The sequence below is a fragment of the Marinifilum sp. N1E240 genome, from assembly GCF_009295825.1.
Classification (GTDB): domain Bacteria; phylum Bacteroidota; class Bacteroidia; order Bacteroidales; family Marinifilaceae; genus Marinifilum_A; species Marinifilum_A sediminis.
Genome location: NZ_WHKF01000010.1, coordinates 85,076 through 107,826 on the forward strand (window position 1 = coordinate 85,076; position 22,751 = coordinate 107,826).

20 protein-coding genes are annotated in these 22,751 nt (G+C 34.4%); 7 read left to right on the plus strand and 13 right to left on the minus strand.

Annotated elements, in window-relative coordinates; translation table 11 throughout:
- The first annotated feature begins 40 nt into the window (after positions 1 to 40).
- Entirely contained in the window at positions 41 to 607 is a 567-nt protein-coding gene (locus GCQ56_RS17930; protein WP_152735911.1) for a cysteine hydrolase family protein, read from the plus strand.
- A gap of 382 nt (positions 608 to 989) precedes the next feature.
- Here GCQ56_RS17930 and GCQ56_RS17935 read toward each other — a convergent pair whose 3' ends face one another.
- The gene (locus tag GCQ56_RS17935) at positions 990 to 3,953 is read right to left on the minus strand and encodes an FAD-binding and (Fe-S)-binding domain-containing protein (protein ID WP_152735912.1); all 2,964 of its coding nucleotides are present in this window, start codon (positions 3,951 to 3,953) and stop codon (positions 990 to 992) included.
- 219 nt (positions 3,954 to 4,172) lie between these two features.
- On the opposite strand from GCQ56_RS17935, the gene pta reads away from it, so the two are divergent.
- From pta to GCQ56_RS17965, 6 genes are all read left to right on the plus strand, one after another.
- Positions 4,173 to 5,174 carry a phosphate acetyltransferase gene (pta, locus tag GCQ56_RS17940; protein ID WP_152735913.1) on the plus strand — a complete coding sequence of 334 codons (1,002 nt, stop codon included), beginning with the start codon at positions 4,173 to 4,175 and terminating at the stop codon, positions 5,172 to 5,174.
- 36 nt (positions 5,175 to 5,210) lie between these two features.
- Complete coding sequence (locus GCQ56_RS17945; RefSeq protein ID WP_152735914.1) at positions 5,211 to 6,419, plus strand: acetate/propionate family kinase; 1,209 nt, start codon at positions 5,211 to 5,213, stop codon at positions 6,417 to 6,419.
- A gap of 229 nt (positions 6,420 to 6,648) precedes the next feature.
- Positions 6,649 to 9,693, plus strand: a complete 3,045-nt coding sequence (locus GCQ56_RS17950; RefSeq protein WP_152735915.1) for an ATP-binding protein — start codon at positions 6,649 to 6,651, stop codon at positions 9,691 to 9,693.
- Between the two features lie 226 nt (positions 9,694 to 9,919).
- Positions 9,920 to 10,825 carry a bifunctional enoyl-CoA hydratase/phosphate acetyltransferase gene (locus GCQ56_RS17955; RefSeq protein WP_152735916.1) on the plus strand — a complete coding sequence of 302 codons (906 nt, stop codon included), beginning with the start codon at positions 9,920 to 9,922 and terminating at the stop codon, positions 10,823 to 10,825.
- Positions 10,826 to 10,881: 56 nt separating this feature from the next.
- Positions 10,882 to 11,793, plus strand: a complete 912-nt coding sequence (locus tag GCQ56_RS17960; RefSeq protein WP_152735917.1) for a phosphate acyltransferase — start codon at positions 10,882 to 10,884, stop codon at positions 11,791 to 11,793.
- Between the two features lie 130 nt (positions 11,794 to 11,923).
- On the plus strand, positions 11,924 to 13,078 hold the full coding sequence (locus GCQ56_RS17965) for a twitch domain-containing radical SAM protein (protein WP_152735918.1): 1,155 nt from the start codon (positions 11,924 to 11,926) through the stop codon (positions 13,076 to 13,078).
- Positions 13,079 to 13,122: 44 nt separating this feature from the next.
- On the opposite strand, the gene GCQ56_RS17970 is transcribed toward GCQ56_RS17965, so the two are convergent.
- From GCQ56_RS17970 to GCQ56_RS18025, 12 genes are all read right to left on the minus strand, one after another.
- Complete coding sequence (locus tag GCQ56_RS17970; RefSeq protein ID WP_152735919.1) at positions 13,123 to 13,797, minus strand: hypothetical protein; 675 nt, start codon at positions 13,795 to 13,797, stop codon at positions 13,123 to 13,125.
- A gap of 34 nt (positions 13,798 to 13,831) precedes the next feature.
- Positions 13,832 to 14,473, minus strand: coding sequence for a hypothetical protein (locus tag GCQ56_RS17975; protein ID WP_152735920.1), 642 nt, complete (start codon positions 14,471 to 14,473; stop codon positions 13,832 to 13,834).
- Positions 14,474 to 14,567: 94 nt separating this feature from the next.
- Complete coding sequence (locus GCQ56_RS17980; protein WP_152735921.1) at positions 14,568 to 14,903, minus strand: carboxymuconolactone decarboxylase family protein; 336 nt, start codon at positions 14,901 to 14,903, stop codon at positions 14,568 to 14,570.
- A 25-nt stretch (positions 14,904 to 14,928) separates the two neighbouring features.
- Complete coding sequence (locus tag GCQ56_RS17985) at positions 14,929 to 15,636, minus strand: RDD family protein (RefSeq protein ID WP_152735922.1); 708 nt, start codon at positions 15,634 to 15,636, stop codon at positions 14,929 to 14,931.
- A 35-nt stretch (positions 15,637 to 15,671) separates the two neighbouring features.
- On the minus strand, positions 15,672 to 16,100 hold the full coding sequence (locus GCQ56_RS17990) for an RDD family protein (RefSeq protein ID WP_152735923.1): 429 nt from the start codon (positions 16,098 to 16,100) through the stop codon (positions 15,672 to 15,674).
- Positions 16,101 to 16,167: 67 nt separating this feature from the next.
- Positions 16,168 to 16,764, minus strand: coding sequence for a hypothetical protein (locus tag GCQ56_RS17995; RefSeq protein WP_152735924.1), 597 nt, complete (start codon positions 16,762 to 16,764; stop codon positions 16,168 to 16,170).
- Positions 16,765 to 16,832: 68 nt separating this feature from the next.
- Positions 16,833 to 17,414, minus strand: coding sequence for a hypothetical protein (locus GCQ56_RS18000; protein WP_152735925.1), 582 nt, complete (start codon positions 17,412 to 17,414; stop codon positions 16,833 to 16,835).
- A gap of 6 nt (positions 17,415 to 17,420) precedes the next feature.
- On the minus strand, positions 17,421 to 18,674 hold the full coding sequence (locus tag GCQ56_RS18005; RefSeq protein WP_152735926.1) for a S41 family peptidase: 1,254 nt from the start codon (positions 18,672 to 18,674) through the stop codon (positions 17,421 to 17,423).
- A 49-nt stretch (positions 18,675 to 18,723) separates the two neighbouring features.
- Entirely contained in the window at positions 18,724 to 19,158 is a 435-nt protein-coding gene (locus tag GCQ56_RS18010) for a hypothetical protein (protein ID WP_152735927.1), read from the minus strand.
- 66 nt (positions 19,159 to 19,224) lie between these two features.
- The gene (locus tag GCQ56_RS18015) at positions 19,225 to 19,788 is read right to left on the minus strand and encodes a hypothetical protein (RefSeq protein ID WP_152735928.1); all 564 of its coding nucleotides are present in this window, start codon (positions 19,786 to 19,788) and stop codon (positions 19,225 to 19,227) included.
- Between the two features lie 56 nt (positions 19,789 to 19,844).
- Positions 19,845 to 21,668 (minus strand): hypothetical protein, encoded by a 1,824-nt coding sequence (locus GCQ56_RS18020; protein ID WP_227006110.1) that lies wholly within the window; start codon positions 21,666 to 21,668, stop codon positions 19,845 to 19,847.
- Between the two features lie 52 nt (positions 21,669 to 21,720).
- Positions 21,721 to 22,401 (minus strand): hypothetical protein, encoded by a 681-nt coding sequence (locus tag GCQ56_RS18025; RefSeq protein WP_152735930.1) that lies wholly within the window; start codon positions 22,399 to 22,401, stop codon positions 21,721 to 21,723.
- Between the last annotated feature and the right edge of the window lie 350 nt (positions 22,402 to 22,751).

Below are 22,751 nucleotides of genomic sequence, written 5' to 3' on the forward strand. Positions count from 1 at the left end.
ACTTTTGGGTATCTTTTCAGTCCATATTAATGAGAATCCTATGAAACTAACTATTGATAATACAACGGCTCTTCTTTTGATCGACCTTCAGCAAGGATTTGAGGATATTGAATATTGGGGTGGTGGGAGAAACAATGTTGATGCAGAGGATAATGCTGCCAAATTATTGGAAATTTGGAGATTGAAAAGTTTGCCTTTGTATCACGTACAACATTGTTCAACAACTCCTGAATCACCTTTAGCACCCGGCAATCCCGGCAATGAATTTTTGGAGTTGACTCAGCCAAAGACTGGAGAACCAATCATTAAAAAGAATGTAAATTCTGCATTTATTGGAACGAATTTGAAACAGCAACTCGATGATAAGGGGATAAAGAGATTGGTGATTGTCGGTTTAACAACAGACCACTGCATTTCAACCACAACACGAATGGCTGGTAATTTTGGATACGAAACTTACTTGATTGAAGATGCCATCGCAACTTTTGATAAAGTAGGAGTGAATGGTGAAAAATATGCAGCACAATTGATTCATGATACTGCTTTGGCAAGTTTACATGAAGAGTTTGCAACGGTTATCTCATTAAAGAACTTACTTCCCAAATAGAGGTGAATTAAATTGTTATTTTTATAAGGTTTTTCATTTTAAAAATCTGTTCTTCAGTTCATTTTTTCAGTCTTTCTATCACTTTTGAGCAGTTCCCCCTAGCTTTTTAGTAATTCCCCGTACCTCTGTGTGACTTTCTGTCGCTTTTTTGTGTTTTCCCCGGCTTTTTGCCTTTTTCCTCCATTCTTGTCTGATTTTCTCTTACTTGGGAAGGATTTCCCTTCACTTTTAGAGTATTTTTCTTACTTGTATTCCATTTTATTGTACTGATAAAAGATTTTATTCAGGTAGTAAGGAATTCTCCAATCATTAGAAGTTTTTATTGCACAAGGATGATTCTAAATGCCTTTCATCCATTACAAACTTGTTCTAACTATAGGTTTTATTCCAACGCTTCAAATAAAATTTCAACAGGATGCATTGCATCACGATCTGCTTCATCTTTAATTTGATGACGACAGGAGGTGCCGGATGCAGCAATTATAATGGATTGTGGAGTTTGTCTTACTTCCGGAAGAAGAATCAGTTCACCAACTTTTTTACTTAAATCGTAATGTTCTTTTTCATATCCGAATGATCCTGCCATTCCACAACATCCCGATTGTATTTCAATAGCAGAATAGTTTTCAGGAAAATTGAGTATTTCTTTTATTGGAGCAGAAGATGCCAATGATTTTTGATAGCAATGTGCATGAAATTTTACTTGTTTTTCTTTATCGGTAAACTGATCTTTTTTAATGTTTCCTTTTTGCATTTCCTTCTGTAGAAATTCTTCTATCATAAAAGTATTTGAGGCAAGTTGTTTTGCATACTCTCTTAAGTTATCTGGAACCAAATCGATGTATTCATCTCTGAAAGTGAGAGTGGCAGACGGTTCAATTCCTATTAATGGTGTTTTATCAGTTATCAAATCTTTAAGTAGTGTGACATTTTTAATTGCCAAAAACTTGGCTTTTTTAACCAATCCTTTCGACAGATAAGTTCTTCCGCTTTCTGCATGCTTAGGTATTACAACTTCATAGCCAAGTTTATTTAAAAGTTGAACTGTTTTGATTCCTATTGGAGTGTCGTTGTAATTGGTAAACTCATCAGCAAATAAATATACTGTCTTAACTTTATTCTGGGATGAAAGTCTCCCTTTCAGGGGAGATTGAGAGGGGTACTTTTTATTGTGCCATTTTTTAAGAGTTGTTTTGTGCAATTTAGGAATGCTTCTTTCTTTGGCAAATCCTAAGTTACTTTTCACTAAGTTGCCTATTACAGGATGTTGGTTTACAAAATTGAAAAGAGTAGGGGCATAACTTCCAAGTTTATTTATTTTACTGATGTTTGCAATTAATTTACTGCGTAAAGGAATGGGATTAGAATCGTAATATTGTTGTAAGAATTCGGCTTTTAGTTTTGCCATATCTACATTCGAAGGACATTCAGACTTACACGCTTTGCAGGATAAACACATATCCAAAATATCATAAAGCTCTTTGTGATTAAAAGGATTTTTTTTGTCGGAGTTGGTGAGGAATTCACGGAACAAATTGGCTCTTGCTCTGGTGCTTAATTTTTCATCTAAGCTAGCCTGGTAACTCGGACAAAGAGCTTTACCTGTAATATGAGTATTTCGACAATCTCCGGAACCATTGCAACGTTCTGTTGCACGAACAATTCCCATATCTGCTGAGAAATCGAAATAGGTGTCTATCTCTTTTGTAATTTGGTTTGGCTCGTAGCGCAGGTGAGTATTCATTTTGGGTGTATCCACAATCTTACCCGGATTGAAAATATTGTTAGGATCCCAAGCCTGCTTAATTTCACGTAAAAGTTGATAGTTCTGTTCGCCTATCATTACCGGAATGAATTCACCGCGTAATCTTCCATCGCCATGTTCACCACTTAAAGAGCCTTTGTATTTCTTTACTAATTTGGCTGAATCCAAACCAATTGCATGAAATTTTTCCTGATCGATCTTATCCTTTAAATTTAAAACGGGTCGTAAATGAATTTCACCACTACCAATGTGAGCATGAAAGACGCAACTTATTTCATGCTTTTTCATCAATTCCTTAAAATCAGTAATATAATCGTATAAAACCTCAGGGGTAACCGAAGTATCTTCTATTAAGGAAACTGGTTTGGCATCTCCTTGCATGTTAGAGAGAACTCCCAATGCTGACTTTCGCAAATCCCAAACTCTGGCTATGTTCTCTGATCCTGTGACAAGAGGAAAATGATAACCCAAATTGTTACTTTTAAATTCGGTTTCCATTTTATTTGCAATGGATTCAATTTCATCCATACTTTCTCTTGCAAACTCAATAATAAGTAGTGCGCCTGGCTTATCCTTTAAAAAGAACCTGTTTTTTGCTTGTGTGATATTGCCTTCGGTTAGTTTTAGGATTTGATCATCCATTAATTCCACTGCACCAGGTTTGTATTTTAAAGCTATAAGATTGCCTTTTATGGATTCTTCTAAACTTTCAAAATGAGCACAAATCAATGCTTTCTCTTTAGGTGGAGCCGGTACAAGGTTCAATTTAATTTCGGTAGTGAATGCCAAAGTTCCTTCTGATCCTGCCAATAATTTACTAAAATTAAAATCTTCGGTATTGGGAGTAAATGGTTCTGATTCCAATAAAAGATCAATGGCATATCCTGTATTTCTTCTTTTAATTGCTGGATCAGGATATTCTTTTCGTATGGCTTCCTGATTATCCTTATTTGAAAGTAAATCTCTTATATTATTGTAGACATTTGCTTCAATTCCTGATTTTGCATTACACTTTAGTGCAAATTCCTCATTGTTTAAAGGACTAAAAACCGTTTTTGATCCATCACTTAAATAGGCTGTTACTTCCTGCGTATGATCACGCGTACTACCATATATTATAGAATGAGAACCACAGGAATTGTTTCCAAGCATTCCACCTAACATACATCTTCCACTTGTTGAGGTCTCAGGTCCAAAAAATAGATTGTACTCCTTTAAATAAAGATTGAGCTCATCTAAAATTACTCCAGGTTGAACTCTAACCCATTTTTCTTCGGTATTTAATTCAATGATATTGGTAAAATACTTCGAGATATCAACTACAATTCCATTTCCTACAACTTGTCCGGCAAGTGAAGTTCCCGCAGCTCTTGGAATCAACGATAACTTTTCCTTGTTAGCAAATTGAATTAAATGCTTAATATCGGACTCATCTTTAGGATATACAACAGCTAAAGGCATCACTTTATAAGCTGAAGCATCCGTTGAGTAAATTAACCTGCTGCTCTGATCCCTTAATACTTCACCAGAGATTCGATTTTGTAATTGCTGAAATTTATCATTTAAATTGGACGAGTTCATATGTAATTGCTGTGTTTTTGAGTGTATGTGTGTGATTTAGTTTTACATCAAATGAAATTACATTTTTATTTTAATATTTAATCTTATCAAGAATGAATATTTATTAATTGTTTGACCTAAAAACTGACAAAAATTATGAATTTAGAAATCTAAAGTTTACGTTTTATTCCTAAATTTGCAATGTCGAGATTACAAAACGGATTAATATATTGACCACCAATGGACTTATTGCAGAAAATTAAGGCGAACGCCAAATTGCACAACAAAACTATTGTTCTTCCAGAAGGAACAGAGGAGAGAACTTTACAAGCGACTGATATTCTTTTAGAAGAAGGAATTGCTCAAATTATTTTAATTGGAGCTCCAGAAGAAGTTAAGAGTGAAGCTACTCGTTTAGGATTGAAAAATATTGACAAAGCAACAATTGTCGATCCTAAAAGTCATGACAAAATGGAAGCGTATGCTGAAATTTTGGTTGAATTAAGAAAGAAGAAGGGAATGACAATGGAGAAGGCAATGGAAGTAATCCAGGATCCTCTTTATTTGGCAACCTTAATGATTAAAGCAGGTGATGCTGATGGTGAAGTTGCAGGAGCATTAAATGCTACCGGTGATGTATTACGTCCAGCATTTCAGATTGTGAAAACAATGCCTGGTATTTCTGTAGTTTCTGGTGCTTTCATTATGATTTTGAAAGATAAGAACTATGGTAACGATGGTATGATGGTATTTGCTGACTGTGCTGTTCATCCAAACCCAACAGCTAGCGAGTTGGCTGAGATTGCAGTTGCTACAGCAAAAACAACTAAGGCAATTGCTGAAATGGAACCTAGAGTTGCAATGCTTAGCTTCTCAACAATGGGATCGGGAAAACACGAAATGGTTGATAAAGTTGTTGAAGCAACTCGTTTAGCTAAAGAAATGGCTCCTGAATTTCAAATTGATGGTGAAATGCAAGCAGATGCAGCAATTGTTGAGGCAATTGGTGCTAAAAAAGCTCCTAACAGTGAGGTTGCAGGTAAAGCAAACGTATTGGTATTCCCAACTTTAGAGGTAGGTAACATTTCATACAAATTGGTACAACGTTTGGCTGGTGCTGAAGCTGTAGGTCCTGTATTACAGGGTATGGCTGCTCCAATTAACGATTTGTCAAGAGGTTGTTCTGTAAGTGATATTGTAAACTTGGTTGCAATTACGGCAAACCAAGCTGCAGGTATGTAAGAAAAAATCAAAACTAAATAATAAACAAAAATAACGATGAACGTTCTAGTTTTTAATTGTGGTAGCTCTTCCTTAAAGTATCAGTTGTTAAGCATGGGTGAGGAAGCTACATTGTTGGCAAAAGGTCTTGTTGAGAGAATTGGTCTTAAAGAAGGTGTATTGACTCACAAACCAGAGGGGAAAGCAAAATTTGAATTGGTGCAGGATATTCCAAATCATAGCGTAGGTATCAATTTGGTATTGGAGGCATTGGTAAATCCTGAGCATGGCGTAATTGCCGATTTGAAAGAAATTAATGCAGCTGGTCACCGTGTGGCTCATGGTGGTGAGTTCTTTAAGGATAGCGCATTGATCGACGAGAAAGCAAAAGAGAACATTGCTGCTTGTTGCGAATTGGCTCCACTTCACAATCCTGCAAACTTAGAGGGAATTTTATCTATCGAAAAGCTATTGCCAGGATTGAAGCAAGTTGCAGTTTTCGATACGTCATTCCACCAAACTCTTCCTGCTGAGGCGTTCATGTACGGATTGCCATACGATTGCTATGAGAAATACAGAGTTCGTAAGTATGGTTTCCACGGAACATCTCACAAATTTGTTGCTAATAAAGCATGTGAATTGCTAGGATGGAATATCGAAGATAAGAAGATTGTTAGCTGTCATTTAGGAAACGGTGCTTCTGTTTGTGCTGTTGATGGTGGTAAGTCTATCGAAACTTCAATGGGTTTTACTCCAAACGAAGGTTTGTTGATGGGTACTCGTACCGGTAACCTTGACTTGGGCGCTCTTCTTTATATTGCTGAGAAGAAAAACCTTTCAATCGAGGAGACAAATAAATTGATTAACAAGCAATCAGGTTTAGCTGGTATTTCTGGTATTTCTTCTGATATGAGAGATTTGGAAATTGCTGCTGAAGGTGGTAACGAAAGAGCTCAATTGGCATTGGATATGTTCGCATACCGTGTAAAGAGATTTGTTGGATCCTACTCTGCTTCAATGGGCGGTGTTGATTTGGTTATCTTTACAGGTGGTATTGGTGAAAATGATTCAGTTTCTCGTGAGAAGATTGCAAAAGATTTCGGATACTTAGGACTTGATTTTGATACTGAAGTTAACGATGGTTTACGTGGTAAAGACATGGTTATTTCTAAGGAAGGTTCAAAAGTTAAAGCAATGGTAGTAACTACGAACGAAGAGTTGGTTATTGCTTCTGATACTCAAAGAATTGTGAGTGAGTTGAAATAGTATAACTTCAATATAATTGTGAGAAGCCTGGTTTTTAAGCCAGGCTTTTTTTGTATAGCATCAGTGCCTGTGAAAAAATAGAAGCAAACAAGTAGTTGCTTTGAGCAAAGCAAACATTGATAATTATTACTCTTTTGTTGATTTTACGGATGTTTCGTGAAACAAAATCATAATAAAATCGTTTAGTTGCAAAGACTCATCACCGAAAGGAGATAAAAGAAACCTGTATATGCTTAAATTCCTAACAACGCACAAATATTTACCACTTTTTGCCTTATTCGTCTTAATCGGATTTTCATCTGTTGCTCAGCGTACAAATTTTCGTTTTCACGAATACAATAAGCAGAACAAATTAAATGAAGAACTGGTCAAGTCAACGAGTCAGGATTCTTTGGGTATTTATTATTTTGCTACGGATGGAGGTGTATATTCATTAATCAATGATCAATTTAATCAATTCGAATTACCTGAAGGTAAATCACAATATTTTAAGGAATTATTTAAGCTGAATAGTGGTAAATTATTGGCTGTTTCCGATGATGCGATATATCAGGTTAATCCATCATTTGAGAAAAATGATATAGAATTAATAATAGAATGTAATTTTGATCCTTCTGCACCAAAATATCCAAAACATGCATTTGAAGATCATGAAAATAGGATTTGGATAACTGATTACAATCATATATTTAGACTAAATGGTGGAACTATTGAAAAATACACCATGGATGAAAAGAACCTAACAAGTTCTTATGCCAGATCATTTCAATTTTTAGAATGTGATAATGGGAATTTAATTGTTGTTTCTCAAAAAGGTTTTTTTTATAAATATGAAAGTAAGACTAATTCATTTAAGGAATCCATTTTTAAACCGGAATTTCTAGTTCACTCTTCATTTAAAATTGGTGCTAATGAATTTTTACTCGGCACTTCGAAAGGAATTGTGAAAATTATTTTTGATTTTAATGGTAGAGTGGTTCATAACGAAGTAATTTCAAAAGACATTCTTGCCTCATGCTTCGAACGAATAAGTGAAAATCGCATTCTGGCGGGTACCTGGTTTCAAGGATTAGTGGAAATAGAATTGAGTGATGAGCATCGTTTTTATCCTGTGAGTGGATTTCCTTATTTTACAATTAATGGCTTATTTAAGGATGATTTTGGAAAATTTTGGGTGGCAACCAATTCGGGAGCCATAGTGATGGAGAAAAAGTTTTTTACTTCACAGTTTTTAACGGCAAATTCAGAATATGTAGCAAGTATTAGAAAAAATACCAAAGGCGAGATCGTTTGTGCAGGAAGAAGTCATTTGTATAAAGTAATAGATGATCAGAGAGTACAAATTCAGGATTTTGAGATTGAAGGTTCACTCAATGTATTTCAGAATTATGGTGATTATATGCTAATTGGTACGGAAAGTGGAGAATTGCATTTATTTCAGGATAGTACCTTTGTAAAAACACTTACTATTAGCAATCAGGCGATTACCGATATAGAGTATGAAACATCCAGTGAGGTTTGGATTGTTTCTGATAAAGAGCTTTTTAAGGTTAATTTAGATGAAGAAACCATTCATTCCTATCTCGATCAATTCAATGATAGACGTATTGTTCAGGATATTTGTTTTCACAAAAATAATATACTTTTTGTTGGTGGTGAGTACGAACACTCTTATTTGTATAGCTATAACCGAGAAACTGATAGTTTTGAGAACATTAGTAAAGAGTTACCGATTAAGATAACAGGTGATTTTTGGATTCGTGATCTAGAACCAGTTAAGGATACCATTTATATTGGAAGTTCTTCAGGTTTATTTAAGTACTACGATTCTAAAATAGAAGAAATTGATCTTGGAGATATCAATCGGGGTGAAATTAATGCAATTGCTGTTGATCAGTACAATGCACTTTGGATAACAACCAGTAAAGGTGTAATTCGTAAGCGTAAAGATGATATTTCTCTGTTTACTCCTGATCAGGGGTTACCATCTAAAACTTTTACTATTGGAAATTTATTGGTTGATGATAAAGGGTACCTTTGGGTTGGTACTTCAAACGGATTAGCTTACGCGCATGTTAGTGATTCTATTCCCGAAACGCCAAAACCTATTGTACACGTTGCAAAGGAGGAAACACAGTTTATTTATCCTAATACACAATTAGAGGTAACTACCGGCGCTATGTTGTTATTGGATGTAACGGCTACGATTTATCCTCAGAAACAAAATCAATTTCAGTATTGTATTCTTAAAGGAGAGGCAAAAATTACCGATTGGAAAGAACTGTCTGGTAAAAATCAAGTAATTGTATCTGATTTGGAACCTGGAGATTATCAAATTTGTATTCGTTGTAAGCATGAAGGAAATTATGCTTGGAGTGATCATCGGATTATTCCTTTAAAAGTTAATCAGGTTTGGTACTTGAGATGGTATACATTATTGTCAGAGTTGATAGTGATACTATTGTTGGTGTTTGCTACAAATGCATATAGTAAGCAACGTGCAAAGCAGCACATGGCAATATTAGAGAAAGAAGTTTCTGAACGTACGGTTCAGTTGCAGGATGCCAACCAGAGTTTGTTACTTGCCAATAAGGCGAAAGATAGATTTTTATCGATTATTGGTCACGATTTAAGAAACCCATTTAATGCCATTCGGGGATTTTCTAAGATGTTGCTACATGATGGCGACATGCTGAGCGATGAAGAGAAGAAGGAACTTCTTGAAATGATTCATAAATCTTCCGATGATACATTTAAACTCTTGGAAAGTTTGTTGGAATGGGCGAATGTGCAAAAAGGAAATTTCAAACTGAATAAAGTTGAGTTCGATTTGGCAACGGTTTTGCAAAACAATTTGGAATCACATCAGATTTTAGCCTCATTAAAGGATATTCACATTAAGGGAGATTTCGAGAGCATATTGGTTGATGCTGATAAATCTATGGTTGATACTTGTATCAGAAATTTGATATCCAATGCTATAAAGTTCTCCTTTCCTGGACAAAATATTGTGCTACGGGCAATGAAAAAAGATAAATTTGCTATTGTTCAGGTGAAAGACCAGGGGGTTGGAATGTCGGAAAAACAGGTGAAACAATTGTTTAAAATTGATTCTATTTTTACAAGCGAAGGAACTGCCAATGAAACAGGAACCGGTTTTGGTTTGATGTTGAGTAAGGAATTTGTTGAAATGAATGGTGGACAAATTCGCGTTAGCAGTGTTAAAGATAAAGGCACTTCATTTTACTTCTCTATACCACTTAAAAAATGGTAAGTTATTATATTTGATCATTTACTTTAGTTATGAATGAGAGTATAAATTAATTTTGATTTTTTATTTGTGTGTAAATTTCACATTGTTATCATTTCCCTTTATTGTCTGGAAAATCGAAAGTTTAATAAGAGCTTTTTATGTGATTCGTAATTATTTCTTATTTTTGCCTTACAACTTAAATATGGATACTTAATCCGCAAAACAATCACTTAAACAAATATAAAGGATGATTACACGTTTGGAGCAAATCATTGACGTTCTTAAAAGTAACGACAAAAAGCGTTTGGTAGCAGCTTATGCGAATGATGCACACACTATCGAAGCAGTAAACAATGCAGTAGAGGCAGGTATTGTTGCTGGTGTTTTAGTTGGTGATAAAGATACAATTGAGAAAACTTGTGCAGATCACAATATCGATGCAAACAAATTTACGATTGTTCATGAGCCTAATGAATTGAAAGCTGCACAAAAAGCGGTAGAATTGATCAATAATGGCGAAGGTGATATGATCATGAAGGGATTGGTTAGTACTGACAAGTATATGAAAGCTATCCTTAACAAAGAAAAAGGTTTGATGCCTCCAAAAGCTGTGTTGAGTCACGTAACCGTAATGGAGAATCCGAACTATCACAAATTATTGGTATGTAGCGATGTTGCTGTTATTCCTCAGCCTGATTTGAATCAGAAAATTGCCTTAACCAACTATGTAGTAAATGTTGCTAAGTCATTAGGTATCGAGACTCCTAAAGTTGCTTTGGTTGCTGCATCGGAACAAGTATTGCCTAAAATGGATGCATGTGTTGATGCTGCTATTATTTCTAAAATGGCTGATCGTGGTCAGATCAAAAGCGCTTATGTTGACGGACCTTTGGCTCTTGATGTAGCAATTGATAAAGAATCGGCTGAGATTAAGAAATTGGATTCTAAAGTAGCAGGTGATGCTGATTGCTTGGTTTTCCCAAATATCGAATCGGGTAATGTATTCTACAAATGCAATACAAAATTAGCTAATGCTGAGTTAGGTGCTATGGTTGTTGGCGCAAAATGTCCTGCAATTCTTTCATCACGTGGCGATAGTGTTAAAACCAAATTGTATTCTATCGCATTGGCAGCATTAGTTGCTTCAAAATAATATATCCCAGTGGAGACGGACGGCTGTCCGTCTCTATTCAAATAAATTATAAATACATGTCCCCAATTCGTTCATTAGACCAAATGGTCGATCATCTTCGCGAAAGCGGAAAGAAAAAGAAAATTGCTGTTGCTTATGCTCAGGATCCTAATACTATTGGTGCAATTGCCAAAGCTATCAACGAAGGTTTTGTTGAAGCGGTAATGATTGGTGATGAGGCTGAAATTAGGGCTAAAGCTCAGGAAGAGAATATCAATCCTGATATTTTTACCATTGTTCACATTCCAAATGATGTGGCAGCAACTACAGAAGCTGTTCGTATGGCTCGTGCCGATGAGGTTGATGTTGTGATGAAAGGATTGGTCGGTACTGATAAATTTTTGAAAGCGGTTTTAAACAAAGAATATGGACTATTGCCTCCAAAAGCGGTAATGAGCTACGTTTGTGCTTTGGATTTACCAAAATACGATAAATTGCTTTTTGTGTCCGATACTGCAGTATTGCCATATCCTGATTTGAACCAGAAGATTGCTATGGTGAACTATTCTGTGAAAATGGCACAGAAATTTGGCATAGAAAAACCAAAGGTTGCCTTGATATCAGCAACTGAAAAACCAAATCCTGCTTTTCAGGGATCTGTAGATGATTCAATTATTTGTAAAATGGCTGATCGTGGACAGATTAAAGATTGCATTGTTGATGGACCATTGGATGTTTTCCTTGCTTGTGATCCTGCTTCGGTTGAGATCAAAGGAATTCCAACACCGATTAATGGTGAAGCGGACTGTTTGATTTTCCCATCATTGGAAGCATGTAATTCTTTTTACAAAGGATTGATGTTATTTGCAGGTGGAGAATTGGGAGGATTGATTCAGGGAACAACAAAACCAGTTGTGGTAATGTCGAGAAGTGAAAGTGAGAAATCGAAATTTTACTGTATTGCTTTATCGGTGTTAATGGCAGATTAATTTTCAACATCATATATTTAAAGGGGAGGCTTTGGTCTCCCTTTTTTAGTTTTAATGAGAAAGTAAGATTTACGGAAGAAAAGCTTATAGCTATCTGCTGACAGCTGGTTGCTTTTTCTAACTTTGCATCATGACAAAAACAAAACCATACTGCCTAATGCCATGGCTTCATTACCATGTTGGAAATGCCGGAAGAGTTAAAGCTTGTTGCGTTGCCAATATTCCTTACGGAGATTGTAATATTCAATCTTTTGATGAGATATGGAATGGGGAAGCAATTACGCAATTGCGTGAAAAGTTCTCGAATGGTGAAGTAGATAACAGATGTGGTGTTTGTAAAAGATTGGAAGAGGCAGGAGGGAAGAGTATCCGTCAGGAAACTCATGAAAAGTATGATGATTATTTTGAACAGAACAACCCCAAATTGCCTGTTTATTTCGATATTCGTTTTTCCAATGCCTGCAATTTTGCCTGCCGTACTTGTTGGCATGGTGCCAGCTCCGGATGGTTTCCTGAAGCCAAACAGATGAAACGAAACCTAGGTGATACCGCTTTGTTACAAAATATAACTGATTTTGATACATTTATATCTGAAACTGGTGAAGTCTTATTGCAAGCTAAAGAGATCTACTTTGCCGGAGGCGAACCTTTGGTAACCAAAGAGCATTATCAATTACTCGATTGGCTGGTGAAGAATAAAGCTACCAAGATTCATTTGCGATACAACACCAATTTTTCACAATTGAAAATGGGAGAGTATGATGTTTTGAAATTTTGGAAACATTTTCCTGTGGTGGAGATTATGGCTAGTATCGATGCTCACGGAAAGTTAGGAGAATACATCCGTAAAGGATTCAATTGGGAGAAGTTCCAGGTCAATAGAGAACTCTTGCGACCACACAAACACATACGTTTTGTAATCGCGCCAACCATATCCGTGTTATCAATACAGAATTTACCGGCTTTGTATCAAACCTGCCTGATGGAACAAATTATAGAAGCAGATGGCTTGTACATTAACATGCTCGATCGTCCCCTTCACTACAATACTAAAGCTTTGCCTGAAGCCTACAAGCAAAAAGTAGTGCTTGAATTTCAAAAGTTTTACGATTGGGCGAATAAGAAATGTATTCCTCAATCGGTGATGGTTCAGTTTAAGGAATGTGAAACCTATATGTTGAGTGAGGATTTGAGCAAGCAGTGGAAGAATTTCGAAAAAGAGACAAAACTATTGGATGAAATGAGAGGTGAAAGTATCAAGAATTTAGGAATTATAAAAGATTAAATTTGATTTTCATTCCCCTCTGAAAAGGGGAATGAAAATGTTGATTATTTTTTTGATTTCTTATTCATTACATATTGAAATCCTATGGTGAATGAGTTGAATTTCACATTTATACCGTAATCCTCATTAATACTTTTGTTGGAGAAGTTATCCATGTCAAGTTTAGAACGAGTTCTATTGTAATATATTTGACCAACATTACATGTAAGTGCCCATTTATTAGAAACAAAATAAGCAAGACCTGGAGTAGCATTTACTCTGAATTCAGTCAATTTACTATCATCTTGTTTTCCAAATCCTACCATTAGATTTACTCTTGTAGTAAAGTAAAATTTATCCTTTAATTTACTGTATTTGGTAACGTATGGATTGATTAAAAATAGATTGCGTTTTTCTTTAGAAGTAATTTCTTCAGAGTGAATAACAGACGTTCCATCTTGATAAATTGTTCGTTGTATATTTTTATAGTCAGAGTGCTCGAAAGTCAAACCCAAGCCAATAAGTGTTGATTCACTGGCGAAAAAACTAATTTGTGGTGCAATCTTCAAATTGTTTGATTCTCTATTGATCGTAAGATTTCCTACGGGGGATGGCTTTTGTGAATAATCCTTTCCATTATAGTTTAAGTCACCACCAATAATTATCGATCCTTTTTGTATTTGTGCATTTAGATTAGACATTAAGGAAAATGCAAACAATAGTAGTAAAATTCGTTTCATACAATTAAGTTATAACTGTTAGATTTGAGCTAGTTTATTCTCTCGATCTCTTATTAATCACATACTGGAATCCAAGTGTGAAGGTGTTAAAATCTAAATTGGTTCCGTACTGTTTATCTTTAACTTTATTGTTTGAATCGTCTTCAAGTTTAACTTCTTTATAATTGTAATATATATTACCAACACTACATGTTAAGGCCCACTTGTCATTTACAAAGTAGCTTAGTCCAGGCGTTGCATTTACCCTTAATTCGAATACTTTATTGTCATCTTCTTTACCAATTCCTGCCATTAAGTTCACTCTTGTAGTAAAGTAGAATTTATCTTTAATTTTACTGTATTTGGTAACGTATGGGTTGATTAGAAAAAGGTTACTCTTAAATTTATCTATACTTGTACCATAATATCCAGAAGATTCGCTTTCCGAATCTCTGTGTTCAAAAACCAAACCTATACCAACCAAAGTTGATTCAGAAGTAAAAAATCCAATTCGTGGAGAAATTGTAAGACTATTTGAACTATAATTATGACCATTACTGAATGATGAGTTGTCAGTTGAATGATCTGTGTTATTATAATTAAAGTGACCGCCGGTTATTATTGACCCCTTTTGTATTTGGGCATTTAGATTAAAGAATAATGTAGTGGTGAATACCAATAGTAAGATTCGTTTCATAAAATTTAGTTTTCAATTTAAAGGTTTAGGTTAATTGTATTTATATGTTATTAATAGCTTTTATAAAAAAAACTCATTAATAGATAATTGATGGTTATGCTATGTTTAATTCCTTCATTATTTTAAAAGCATTCCGTGCCGATGGATAAGTAATAGAACCGCCAGCAATTACTCCTAATTTAATGGCTTCTATTATTTCTTTTTTGCTTGCCATTTGTTCCAGACAGCCTTGCAGGTGATACAAAATACACTCTTCGCATCTCGATAAAATGGAGATTGACAATCCTGTCAACTCCTTGTACTTTTTAGGAATTGCTTCTTCAGCATAAACCGCATTGTCAAGTTGTCCAAATGTGGTAAAGAATTCATCGTTTTCGGTCATGACTTTGTTAAGTTCGGCTCTGCGGTGATTTTGTTCGGTGATTTTCATAAGTAGGTTGGCTTGGGTTTAGAATTTAATTGTTTTCATGCATTTTTAATACTACTGTCCGAGCTATAAAATCGTGTAAGGCTCTTCTTTTTTTATTAAAAAGCATGGTGATAATTTCAAGTATCGACCAAAATACAAGAATCAATGACATAACGATTGACATGTAAATCAATATTCCAATTGAATTTATTGTTGTAAAGTAGGATAAACCATGCAGTACAAGCAGGGCACTTAATGGAATAATATCTCTTATTAATGCTTGTTTGTAGGATATTACTTTAGTTTCCGACACATCATAGACTTTAATGTCCATTACCATTTTACCGATGGTTTGACCACAGGCACCGTGAAATAAAATATGATACAAATAGGGAGTAATAAGACCAAGCAGATTGATTAAGTTGATAAGAACAATGGATTCTACACCATTAAACAATTTAAAAAACCAGCCAAAGAGGCTAAGGATAATGCCGTCAATAATAAGTGCTAACAATCTGGAAGTTCCGGTTTTATATCTTCTGTTATCTATTTTTGAACCCGAGCGCAGGTCTCGTTGTTCAATTAGTTTTTGTTGGGTTTCTAGTAGATTTTCTATTGGTTCATTTCTTTCCTTTAAAACTGTAATAGCACAAAGTTTTGCATCGCTTGCATAATCTTTACTTACCGCAATGGCTTGCAATTCTTCTGTGCTTTTTTTCGTGTAAATTTTGTGGAAAAAATTATTGGAACTCATACGAATCGGTTTAGGATATGTTAGAAATTAGTTGTCTACTTTTGCTCTATCTCCTCTTGTTCATTAGGATCAGAGTATATCACAACCGAACCAATCATGTGATCATGAATTGCCTTTCTCTTTAGGTTATTCGATACTGTTAATAAAGAAATCCAACCCAGTGTTGCTTTAACAACAAAGCGAATTAGAGCAAAAGGAAAAATGATGTTTTTCTCTGGCTTTCTCTCTCGCTTAACCCTTATGCCAATAAGGAAGTGACCAATGGTTCCTCCAAACAAGCTGGTGAAAATTGGATCGTACAAACCAAATATGAAGATAAAGGCGATAATTCTGGCATCATCGGGTACAGTTTCGAACTGTGCGAAGGTGTAAGTAGCCGCAAACATGAATCCTATCATTACAATAGAATCGCAGATCACTGCTTTTACTCGATCGGGTACTCCTGGATAGTTTTGCTGGGGCATGATTTTGTTTTATAAATGGTTGTTTTTAAAGGTTATTTGCTAAGTGTGCATATAAGGGAAATGTATTTTATGGATTGCACTGGGTTTTTGCCCTCCAATTCTCATCGAATGATTTCAGTTCACCATACATTTTCCAATCGAGATTCATACTCAAATCTGTATTAAAAAACTCGCCTCTGTAGATTGCTCCCATATCAATATGATCGTCTAATATCAAGCAGAATGATGTAATCAGCTCAATATTGCAATCATCATTCATTTGTATTGTAAATATGTCAGGTCCCTGATGTTTTTGTGTTTGTTTGTCCCACCAGGCAACTTGTACATTGTTTTTGTACACACTATATTTCCAACTTTTGTGATGCCCATAAATATCATAGAGATCATCATTCAATTCTATTTGGAAATGTCTTTTGTGATACGATTTTGTCTTGAATCTAATTTTCTCTCCTCGATAATAGATCCAATAAGAAGGCTTTAGGATAAAATCAAGCTTTTTATTCTTTATGGTGATATGCTTTTTATTTTCTCCAGTTTTCCACATCGATATTTTGAAGAAAATAAATAGCTTCTCCGAAACAGCTGAAAGAATGGCTTCACCATTTTTGAGAACTAAGAAGTCATAGCCGATTGATGCACTTTGTTTTTTAATTGTAATTTCCATTAACTTAATTCATTTCAGTAGGTTTGTTATCTGGTTAGCAGTTTAGTTGCGAAAAGCAAGCGATGAACTTATTTATGAATTTTCAAGCTTTCTTCATACACTTTATCCCATAGCGCCATATTGTCTGGGTTGGTCCATGCTTTCTTAATGGCTTCAACATATTCGGGATGATTTCTGTAGCTTATTTCCAATATCTTTTCTCGCGGGATGAGATAGAAAATGATTGACAAAATACCAATGATTACAATCCGTTTTAGAATATTAAAATAGAATTTGTCTTTGCTTCTTTTGAGCTGAACGAAAGCAACAATTGCCGCAATAAATAATCCGATAACTCCTTCAGCTAATAGGATTGATGAATAAGGATATAATTGCGATTTAAAAAGAATTCCAATAATACTGACAGATAAAACTAGCCCTGTTACAATAGTCCCAAAAACTCTTAGCTTACTTATCTTAGTGTAGCTATCTTTTTTAAAGATGCCTTTTATGGGAATATCATTGAATAGTGCAAAACTTAAATACATGTATAAAATTGCCAGGCAAGTCATGCTTATTATGGATAAAGTACCTCCATAAGGTATAAGATTAAGGCTGAGTAGAATTCCCAAAATGGAAATGGCAGCAAGTATTTTTTCAGTTTTCTTCATAATTAGCTATTGTTTTTTGATCCACTCATATACCGGATCGATTCCATTTTTGAAATCCTCAAAACTGACTTCCAATAATTCGTCGGACATGATTGAGTTTACATGGTCATCCGTTTCTTTAAAGTATTTAGTAGAATAGAGAACCTTGATACCAGAGCTAGGTAATGTAAAATCCCAGAGCTCACCAAAATGGTTAGGTTTCCCAGATGTTTCTTCTCCCAAATAAATTGCATTGCTTAATCGTTTAAAATCCATGGCATTAATAATAGCTGACGAGAAAGTTTTTCTGCCTAATACAACGTATATTTTCAATTTAGGATCTTGCTTTTGAATCAAAGCAATTTTCTCAATGAGTTTTGTGCCCGGATGGGAACTTCCACCACCATTAAATCGCAGATCGAAAACAAATTTACTCGCGTTTTTAGTATCCAATGTTTTTAATACTTTAACAGCAAATTCATTTATGGAGGGCTTTGTATCAGCGTCCTTACGACCACGCATCTTTTCCCATTCTCGGCTCGAGCATTTATTATACTGCACATAGTAAATGTCATCTTCTTTTTGATCGTAATCTAAGAAATAGGTTTTGGTGTCTCGAAAGCAGAGAGCAATTGAATCAGGTTTGAATGCAATCGAATTGTTTCTGTTGGGTAGTACTGGTTTTATATTCCAGGAACTAATCTTTCCATTTTCACCCATCAGTTTCAATTCAATTTTATCACTTTTTACAATGCCGAACTTTCTTAGCAGTTGTACCAAGGGTATAAAATTAGGAACAGTTTTTTTTACACATGCTTGATTGTCAACCGTAATTAAAGAACTCAAACTATCAACAATTTGTTCTATTTTAACATTGTTTATGGCTAGTAATTGATGTCCTAAAATGGCTTTGTTTTCCTTAGATGTTTTAAGGATATGAATGCCGTTTTTAAACCAGTATAAGTTTAGTGGTAATATTTGTCTTTTATCAATCAACTGTCGCCAGTTAATATTGGTATGTGAATCTCCACATTCTGCTATCAATTGTTGTAGGCTTATTGCAATTTCGAAATCCGATTTAGAACTTATGGTTTTACGAATATTCTCGATTCCTGTAAGATATTCCTCCTGGTTCTTTACCGAGAACAAATTGAAATGCTTTTTAGGTAATGAATCTGCAATATAGTTCAAGTCAGTATTCCAATCTATTTGCTTATTGCTTTGTGAATAAACCGAGAATGTAAGAGATAATCCTATGAGTAGGATAGTAAGCTTTTTCATCTATTTTTTATGATTTTGTCAAACTTGCTTATCAAGTAATCTAAAAGTGTTACTCCATCAATTTTAATCGTTCCTCTCTGCGGAATATCAACTTGGCAGAAGGAGTGAGACCGATTTCCAGTTCGATTTCCTCTAAATCCATGCTGTCAATCTTCACTTCACCCTTAATGTCAACAGCCTTAAACAGACCAATCAAAATGAAGTTCAGAAATTTATTCTTTTTGGTCTTGTCGAGAATTGCCTTTCGTTCTTCCTCGCTAATCGTGTGTACTTGTTTAAAACGAGCAAATAAACGGGGAAGTAGAGCAATGTCTACATCTAAACGAATCAGAACAAATCCAGCTTCTTCAATATCTGGTTGTGCATCATTTAAGTTTTGAATGCCTTTCTTCAGTTTCTCCTTACTCGAACTTTTAACACTACTCCAAAGTTCCGATCCTTTTTTCTTTGCATCATCCATTAAATCATCCAGTGCGTTTGCCATATTTTAAATATTTTTCTGTTTCCTCTTAAGTCAGTATAATATCTCGTTGAAGAAATACTGCTTAGGTTAGATTTTACTTATTACATTTTTAAATATTTTCAGAATATCATTCAGTTCTTCAATGCTATCCAATTGGCGATTACCTAGAATAAAAAGCTCACCATTATCTAAGTGAAAATTGGATACATCATTCTTTATCAAAAGATCTTTTAGTTTCCGATCAGACAAAATTTTCATCATTTTTCTTTCATCGTTGGTTGTAATCAGGTATTTGTCGTCAAATTCTTTGTCTCCGATTTCAATTTCATTGTTATTAAAGGTCTTTATTATCTTTTCAAATAGATCTTCGAAACTTATGTAGAACATAAAATCTTTGCATCCGATATCGCATTTAATTCTCAAAAGATGGGTATCCGATTCCTCAAATTTGACCGTATATTTAGCCAAAGGAATCTCCATTCTCAAGCGACTAAATGTATGGTCTCTGCTTCTTACTATCTTAAAGGAACCATTGTTTTTTAAAGAAAAATCCTCCCAGATACTATTCTTCTTTTCCACATCAATGTATGGCGTTGCTTCAGGAACAAAGGCACGCATAATTCTTTCTATTTTTAATATCAATTCAGACATTCTTTGTTTTTATGCTCTTAATGGAATATACAAAATGTGATAGTCAGTAATTATTTTTAATTCTGTAACATTTGGCTTATTAACGATACACTAAAAATACTCAACAGAAACCAGCCTAAAAATCCTTCTAGTATAGTAATATACCTCGAAGCTCCTTTTACAGGTATTGCCCCAAAACCAAGTGTAGAAAAAGCATTAACACTAAGTGTTGTGGCATTTAGCGCTCGAATAAATCCCAAATAAATAATATAAATTAGAAGAGAAAAGGAAACAGTTAAGCCTACAAATACTTTACGCGCAGGCTTAAGATCTATCCAACGCCCCTGAAGCACTTCAGTTCTTCGGTAAGTAAACGATAGTAGTTTATGTCTTATAATTGAGAACAGATATAAGGGCTTACCCAACAAAATAATAAAAGTTGGTAATTCGAGCTTGCTCTCTACCATTTCGTTCTTATAATCGGCGAAAGCTTTTAAATCCTCAATATAATCCTCCATATAAAAATCTTCCAACCTTTGCTCAGAGCGGAAATATTGCATTATTTTCCGATGTTGTTTAATCAGGAATGTTCTGTTTATACAATCCCATTCACTATAACAAAAGAAGTACATGCCAGCGAAAATAAGAATGGTCCACATCGAAATAATCAATGATTGTACTGGATTAGTCCCATATCCTGAAAAATATTTTAGAAATTGATTGAAACGCCAATTGAACCATGTTTTAATGCTTGGATCGTTTCGGTACAAATGGCGGTATCTTCTGGTCTCCATATCTTTCATTTGTATAAAGCAAGCGTTAGCCGATTCCATATCTCCCTGGGTTCGGTACATCGAGAAAAACTTTCGATAGGAGCTGTTTAGTTCATTATAAAGATCAACATCCGAAATTAAAGAATCTGTTTTATTGGTTTTGGGAGCTAGTGCATAATCCCCATACAATCCTAGACCTACCGAATCCAATTGGTTCCAATGAAAAGATGTATTGTCTTTTGGAAAATTAAATTTCCGAGTCCCAATTGGTAGGTTAAACTTACACTTGCTAACAGTAAGGTTTTCCTTTACTGAGCATTTAGAAAAGTTCACAATGCTATTTGAAAAATTAATCCCTTTAAAGCTAATTTCATCATATTTACCACCTATGAATGTAATAATTGGCTTCACTTCAGTTGGCAATATTTCGCATTCGCTCAAATAAAATTTATCTATATTTTTTTCACTCTGTAGAATTCTGAATAAATACTGATAAGTTTGATTTTCTATTTCAAATCCGTAACGTTGTATAGTTTGTACACGTTTAGAGTCGGTATAGAACGAACAGTTTCTGAATGATAGATTATTAATTTGTAATTCACAAACGACAGTTCTTTGCAATATAGAACTATACCAAAATTCTAAACTTCCCAAATTTGACTGATGCAAGTCCAACCCTTGATTAAAGGTGCAATTGTAAAGAATAAGTTGACCAGCACCTTCACAATGCCTAAAGGCGATATTATTCTGAAAAATTATATTTCTAACTTGACAGGTTGAATTATCCGGTAATTTGCAATGATGAATTATAACTGTTGGCAATATCGTCTTTACATTTTTTTTATCACTAACCGAAGGTTTGATACCTCTAGGGTGGATAAAAGAATACAAAGAATCTTTAGCGTAATCGAAATATATTTCTGTGTCTTCTAATAAATATAGTTTGTCTTTGCAATTCTCCATCTCAGCAATCCATTCACTGATGGATATTTTTCTTTTGTACTTGTTCTCAGAAAATAGGTGAGTGCTAAAGGCAACATTGCATAACAGAATTAGAAATAGAATTTTTATTGCTTTATTAGTTTTAATCATGTTGTTTGTTTTATTGGCTATATTATATGTTGCCATGCATCTGATATTCTTATCAATTGTTTCTTTTTTGCGATTAGTGCTAAATTGCCTAAGTACTTTTTATTTTATCTTCATCAATCCTATAAACAATAATTTTTTTTGTATCCCAATAGGTCTTCTGTATAAATTTATTTAATGATTTAAATGTATCAGGTGTAAACATTCCATTCTTTGTGTAAAATTTTTCATTACGGTAATATACAGTGTGAATCACCGATCCAAAATTGTTAACAAAAGCAAGTACAACATCATTCGGAATCGTTTGTTTTAGATTCTTTCTGGGTTTTGTAGTAAATTCAGTAATCTTTACAAAAGAATGATTCAGTATTTTTTCTATCGATTTGCCATCAATGCTTGTTGTTTTTCTGAAGATGTTTTGACTATATGTCTCACTGTTTTCAAAATATTTTTCCAAGGCGTATGAAAAACAATTTTGCATTACCGACTCATCTGAAAGAATGAAACCTCTTGAAGCAAAATAGCCCTTGTTATTTACATTTTTTACAACTGAAGTGTCAGTTTTTACATCTTGATTCGAAACACTCACTCTTATTGTGTCATTTAACCATAAAACGTCAATGATCTTAATTTTATCTGTCAATTTTATCGTGTCCAGGGTAGTTGACTTGATAGTAATCGGAGAATGACTTGACAAATTCACCTGACAATAAGCTTCAATAAAAATAAAGCTGAAAAGTAATGTGATAATTAAGAATCTAATAAATCTCATATTATTCTGTATTTGTGTTAATGGCAGTTTGTTTATATATCTATTTCTTAGACAGTCTTTATAAAATTTTATGGGTGATGTACAACTTCCGCCTTATCAAAACCGTATTACGTTTATTGTTTTTGTTACATTACCAAGTTGAGCGTCACCGCCCTTTAATTTTAACTTTTGTTGTAGGTTGTACTTTCACTTCTCAACTAATAATTCACCTATTTTTTTATCGAGGTAAGGCATAATCATCTTAATCTTACTAAAATTGATCTTATTTTTTCTCAAGGTTTTTTCAATAGGAAAGCTTAAACTGGTAACAAAAATTCTATTTCCATTTTTCAGTAAGAAACAGCAGTAAT

Coding starts and splice junctions, on each gene's coding strand:
- GCQ56_RS18010 (WP_152735927.1), bottom strand. CDS start 19,158: ATGGCAAACGCACTGGATGATTTAATGGATGATGCAAAGAAAAAAGGA.
- GCQ56_RS18020 (WP_227006110.1), bottom strand. CDS start 21,668: ATGGCAACATATAATATAGCCAATAAAACAAACAACATGATTAAAACT.
- GCQ56_RS18005 (WP_152735926.1), bottom strand. CDS start 18,674: ATGAAAAAGCTTACTATCCTACTCATAGGATTATCTCTTACATTCTCG.
- GCQ56_RS17970 (WP_152735919.1), bottom strand. CDS start 13,797: ATGAAACGAATTTTACTACTATTGTTTGCATTTTCCTTAATGTCTAAT.
- GCQ56_RS18025 (WP_152735930.1), bottom strand. CDS start 22,401: ATGAGATTTATTAGATTCTTAATTATCACATTACTTTTCAGCTTTATT.
- GCQ56_RS17935 (WP_152735912.1), bottom strand. CDS start 3,953: ATGAACTCGTCCAATTTAAATGATAAATTTCAGCAATTACAAAATCGA.
- GCQ56_RS17930 (WP_152735911.1), top strand. CDS start 41: ATGAAACTAACTATTGATAATACAACGGCTCTTCTTTTGATCGACCTT.
- GCQ56_RS17980 (WP_152735921.1), bottom strand. CDS start 14,903: ATGAAAATCACCGAACAAAATCACCGCAGAGCCGAACTTAACAAAGTC.
- GCQ56_RS17990 (WP_152735923.1), bottom strand. CDS start 16,100: ATGCCCCAGCAAAACTATCCAGGAGTACCCGATCGAGTAAAAGCAGTG.
- pta (WP_152735913.1), top strand. CDS start 4,173: ATGGACTTATTGCAGAAAATTAAGGCGAACGCCAAATTGCACAACAAA.
- GCQ56_RS17950 (WP_152735915.1), top strand. CDS start 6,649: ATGCTTAAATTCCTAACAACGCACAAATATTTACCACTTTTTGCCTTA.
- GCQ56_RS17945 (WP_152735914.1), top strand. CDS start 5,211: ATGAACGTTCTAGTTTTTAATTGTGGTAGCTCTTCCTTAAAGTATCAG.
- GCQ56_RS17960 (WP_152735917.1), top strand. CDS start 10,882: ATGTCCCCAATTCGTTCATTAGACCAAATGGTCGATCATCTTCGCGAA.
- GCQ56_RS17975 (WP_152735920.1), bottom strand. CDS start 14,473: ATGAAACGAATCTTACTATTGGTATTCACCACTACATTATTCTTTAAT.
- GCQ56_RS18015 (WP_152735928.1), bottom strand. CDS start 19,788: ATGTCTGAATTGATATTAAAAATAGAAAGAATTATGCGTGCCTTTGTT.
- GCQ56_RS17995 (WP_152735924.1), bottom strand. CDS start 16,764: ATGGAAATTACAATTAAAAAACAAAGTGCATCAATCGGCTATGACTTC.
- GCQ56_RS17955 (WP_152735916.1), top strand. CDS start 9,920: ATGATTACACGTTTGGAGCAAATCATTGACGTTCTTAAAAGTAACGAC.
- GCQ56_RS17965 (WP_152735918.1), top strand. CDS start 11,924: ATGACAAAAACAAAACCATACTGCCTAATGCCATGGCTTCATTACCAT.
- GCQ56_RS18000 (WP_152735925.1), bottom strand. CDS start 17,414: ATGAAGAAAACTGAAAAAATACTTGCTGCCATTTCCATTTTGGGAATT.
- GCQ56_RS17985 (WP_152735922.1), bottom strand. CDS start 15,636: ATGAGTTCCAATAATTTTTTCCACAAAATTTACACGAAAAAAAGCACA.